The following is a 3945-nucleotide window of genomic DNA, read 5'->3' as shown; positions in this document are numbered from 1 at the left end:
CATCTATCCACGCACGTTTATCTTTTTTCTTTTCCTCCATTTCTATCACCAACATATAGTTTATCTTTAATTTTTGTGCTTGTTAGGGATACATTGATATATGGATTTGAAACAGGACCATAGATCTTCGTAATTTTTCCAACCACTTCACCAGATTCATTATATACCAGTTCCTGCTCTTTGGGAACGAGTGAAGCCTTAACTACCACCCTATCATTAGTTTTGTTAATTAGATACCCTAACAATGTTAATGTTTTATGCATAAATATAATAATATGTTTTACTATTTAAACCTTACGCAAAATAAAAAAGTAATATTAAAAATGAAAGGTTACTCTATCTTATATTTTTCCACTCTTTTATATAGCTGTTTCCATAGTAATCTATTGAATGAAAGGACGGTTATAATCATAAAGAACAGATATACTAGATTTAACATGATGTTTGTGTTGTGGTATGTGGCAATATCTATAAGCGAACCAAGGCCAATTACACTGTATACAACTCCGTTAATAGCAATGTATTCAGATATTATTAAAGCATTCCAACCTCCGCCCCAGCCAGTAATGCTGCCTGTTATGATGGACGGGTATATGCCGGGTAAAAATACTTTTTTGAGATAGAGCCACCTTTTAAATTTAAAGCTTTTAGAAACCTCAGTTAAGTCAGCAGGGAAATTGCTCATTCCCCCAAGCACATTAAAAAGTATGTACCACTGCATACCGGTCATGATTAAAAAAATAGAGATCAGATTCAAACCCCCTGGAAATTTCAAGAATATGACTACAATAAACGGGAAAAGAGCCGTTGCAGGAATAGATGCTAAAACTTCAAATATGGGTGTCAAGATCTGATTTGCTTTTTTGTGCGAGATCATATAATATGATACTGGCAGAATCCATGCTAGAGAGATCGCATATGCTACGGCCATTCTCATCGATGAAAGTACTATTGCCAGCGGTATAACAGTCATCTGGTCTATCTTTATCTTTGCCAGATCTGCTAAAAACTGGTTGAAATTTGCTACAAAACCAAAAATTATCGCTGCAATTATAAACAGTAAAAGAAAGATCCAGGCCCATTTCATGTACTTGAATTTCATGCCAATCTTTCTTATTCTAAATCTTAATATTTTATTAAATGCATTCTTAACATAATCTGTGATGATTTTTACTCTTGGTAGATAGGACAGAAATTTCAAAAAATAAAATTTTTGATAGGTCTGTGTATCTTCTACTTCTTCATATTTATACTTTGTAGAAGTTATTGTGAGAGGTCTCCATATAAATATGTCCATGGAAATTATAATAATAACAAGCGTTCCAAGTGCCAGTAATCCAAGATATATGTGGTTTGAAGATACCTCTTCCCACATAAAGCTGCCCAATCCAGGTAATGTATAACTAACATTTCCAAGGGATATGATCTCAGCAGCAAACAGGAAATACCAGCCGCCAGCCCATGACATGATGCTATTGTAAACGAGTTTAGGAATCATTGCTGGAAAGTATAAGACCCTGAACAATTGTCCTCTCCTGAGATTAAATGATTTTGCAGAATCTGATATCTGCTGCGGTATTGTTATAATTGATTCATACACCCCAAACGCCATGTTCCATGCCTGACTTGTGAATATCAGGAATATAGAAGCTAACTCTACGCCAACGGCAGTGGGAAGAAAAGCGATCAAGGCAAACATTACAACAGGAAAAAATCCTAATATAGGGACAGATTGAAGAATGTCTAGAATAGGGATCATTATTCTCTCATTTCTCTTGCTTCTGGCAGCATAAAAACCGTATACCACAGAGAAGGCAAACGATAGGATATATGCTGCAAGCATCCTGCCAAATGAATAAAGTGCATAAAGCAGCACTGTAGCATCCTCATTTATCGAAAATAGAGAAAAGAAAAAAGCCAGCAGGATCACGAAAATCACATAGAACAAGATCCTTTTGTTCATATAAATCACTAAGTCTAAGTGGCTTTAAAATGTGATGTAATAATCCCTTATTAATTTTTTCAAAATTTTTTAGAAAGATAATTTATGGCTGATAAAAAAATGGATCTACCATAATCCTTGCCATTTCCCCTCTTCCATTCTGGGTGCTGGTATTCAAAAAACGCGCGTTCAGGATGCGGCATCAAGCCCATAATAGTACCAGTGTCATTACATAACCCAGCGATGTTGTAAATAGAGCCGTTCGGGTTCCATGGATAGCTAGTGTAATTGCCAGACGGGTCAACATACCTGAAAGCAATCTGATCGTTTTCAATGAGTTTGTCCAATAACTTATTGTCAGAAAGCAAGAACTTCCCCTCTGCATGAGCAATTGGAAGTGATATGATCTGGTCATCATAGTTCTTATTGAATATGCATTTTCTGCTTTCTTTTTTCAAGTATATCCACCTGCACTCAAACAGGTTAGAGTCATTAGTGGTCAGGACAGCCTGCGGGATCTTGCTGATCTTTGTGTTAATGCCAGGCAATATGCCGAGCTCCAATAGAATTTGAAAACCGTTGCATATCCCAAGTATCGGTTTTCCCTCCTCTATGAATTTAACAAGATCTTTTTCTATTAGCCCTTTGATTCTCGCAGCGAAAATGGCACCAGCCCGAACATAATCTCCTGCAGAAAAACCGCCCGGTATGTAAAGCATCTGGTAATCTTCAAGGTCTTTTCTTTTCAATTTCAGTTCATTGAGATGAACGTAATCTGGAGCGCCACCTGCGTTCTTGAACGCTAGATAAGCTTCCTCATCGCAGTTTGTGCCCTCAATTCTCAATATTGCAATTTTAGGGATCATTGTGAGAAGGATAAGATACTCAAAATATTAAAATTTATTTAATACTGATCCATATCATAATTTTTAGAAATATTTAAATATATATTAGATATGTCTAATCTCTATGAACCATCATGGTAAGGGAATCTTAAAGAATATCGTGTTAATGGCTTTAAGAAAGGAAGATCTGACGGCGTACGAGATACGAAAAAATATTAAGAATAGTACATTCAATGTATATGAACCAAGCAGCGGCGTGCTATACCCCATATTGAAGTCTCTGGCAAATGATGGACTTATAGAAGTATCTCAGAAAGAGAACCGGAAATATTATGGAATAACAGAGAAAGGAAAGAAATCGGTTATTGAGAAGATGGACCGGTTCAAAGATATCATGGAGTCAGAAAAAGAAAAATACAAGTGTTACGGGAAAATAGGAATGGAGCTCGAAATGCTACATAAGACTATTTTTACTATGGATGAGCCAAAGATCGCTGAAAACAATGAAAAAATATTGAAGATATTGAGAGATGCCGAAGATAAACTAAAGGAGCTGTGGTAAAATGAAAATGATAAAAGTGAAAGATGTTGGAAATGTATACGAAGGAAATGTCAATGTAATTAACTTGAAAAGGTGAATTAAAATGCAAACTATGATTAAGACAATTGATCTTACAAAAATTTACAACGGAAAAATAAAAGCGGTAGATAAGTTGAACATAGAAATATATGAGGGAGAGATATATGGGCTACTGGGCCCAAATGGAGCTGGGAAGACAACAACAATCAATATGCTTACAACCAGAATCTCTGCTACGTCTGGCAGTGCGACAGTGGCAGGCATGGATATTACTAGAGATTCGCTTGCGGTCAGAAAGATCATTGGAGTTGTTCCACAGGATCTCACCACAGACGAAGATTTGACAGGAAGGGAAAATATGGCATTGGTTGCACAATTTTATGACATACCGAAAGCAGTTTATAAGGAGAGAATTGAAAATCTACTCAGGCTGGTAGACATGGAAGAACCAGCAGACAGGCTGGTACGTACATACTCTGGAGGAATGAGAAAGAGACTTGAGCTCATAGTAGGATTGGTAAACGAACCAAAGATACTGTTTCTCGACGAGCCTACCCTTGGGCTTGACGTCCAGACAA

Annotated in this window: 5 protein-coding genes; 2 read left to right on the top strand and 3 right to left on the bottom strand. The window is 36.6% G+C overall.

Annotated features, from left to right (window positions below):
* Positions 1-17 precede the first annotated feature (17 nt).
* From QXQ25_04560 to purQ, 3 genes are all read right to left on the bottom strand, one after another.
* Positions 18-263, bottom strand: a complete 246-nt coding sequence (locus tag QXQ25_04560; GenBank protein MEM0160977.1) for a hypothetical protein — start codon at positions 261-263, stop codon at positions 18-20.
* A gap of 68 nt (positions 264-331) precedes the next feature.
* Positions 332-1963, bottom strand: coding sequence for an ABC transporter permease subunit (locus QXQ25_04555; protein MEM0160976.1), 1632 nt, complete (start codon positions 1961-1963; stop codon positions 332-334).
* A 59-nt stretch (positions 1964-2022) separates the two neighbouring features.
* Positions 2023-2808 carry a phosphoribosylformylglycinamidine synthase subunit PurQ gene (gene purQ / locus QXQ25_04550; GenBank protein ID MEM0160975.1) on the bottom strand — a complete coding sequence of 262 codons (786 nt, stop codon included), beginning with the start codon at positions 2806-2808 and terminating at the stop codon, positions 2023-2025.
* 103 nt (positions 2809-2911) lie between these two features.
* Between purQ and QXQ25_04545 the strand changes: the two genes are divergently transcribed.
* Together QXQ25_04545 and QXQ25_04540 are read left to right on the top strand one after the other, a co-directional pair.
* Complete coding sequence (locus QXQ25_04545) at positions 2912-3349, top strand: PadR family transcriptional regulator (GenBank protein ID MEM0160974.1); 438 nt, start codon at positions 2912-2914, stop codon at positions 3347-3349.
* 82 nt (positions 3350-3431) lie between these two features.
* Positions 3432-3945: ATP-binding cassette domain-containing protein (locus QXQ25_04540; protein MEM0160973.1), on the top strand; the 514-nt coding region annotated here is incomplete at its 3' end.

It is taken from the genome of Thermoplasmata archaeon, from assembly GCA_038729465.1.
GTDB lineage: Archaea > Thermoplasmatota > Thermoplasmata > Thermoplasmatales > ARK-15 > JAVRLB01.
The sequence above is the reverse complement of the archived record's forward strand: the minus strand, read 5'-3'. Positions and strand labels throughout refer to the sequence as shown.

Bases quoted from the DNA above. Each gene is read 5' to 3' on its own strand.
- purQ (MEM0160975.1), bottom strand. From the start codon at position 2,808: ATGATCCCTAAAATTGCAATATTGAGAATTGAGGGCACAAACTGCGAT.
- QXQ25_04555 (MEM0160976.1), bottom strand. From the start codon at position 1,963: ATGAACAAAAGGATCTTGTTCTATGTGATTTTCGTGATCCTGCTGGCT.
- QXQ25_04545 (MEM0160974.1), top strand. From the start codon at position 2,912: ATGAACCATCATGGTAAGGGAATCTTAAAGAATATCGTGTTAATGGCT.
- QXQ25_04560 (MEM0160977.1), bottom strand. From the start codon at position 263: ATGCATAAAACATTAACATTGTTAGGGTATCTAATTAACAAAACTAAT.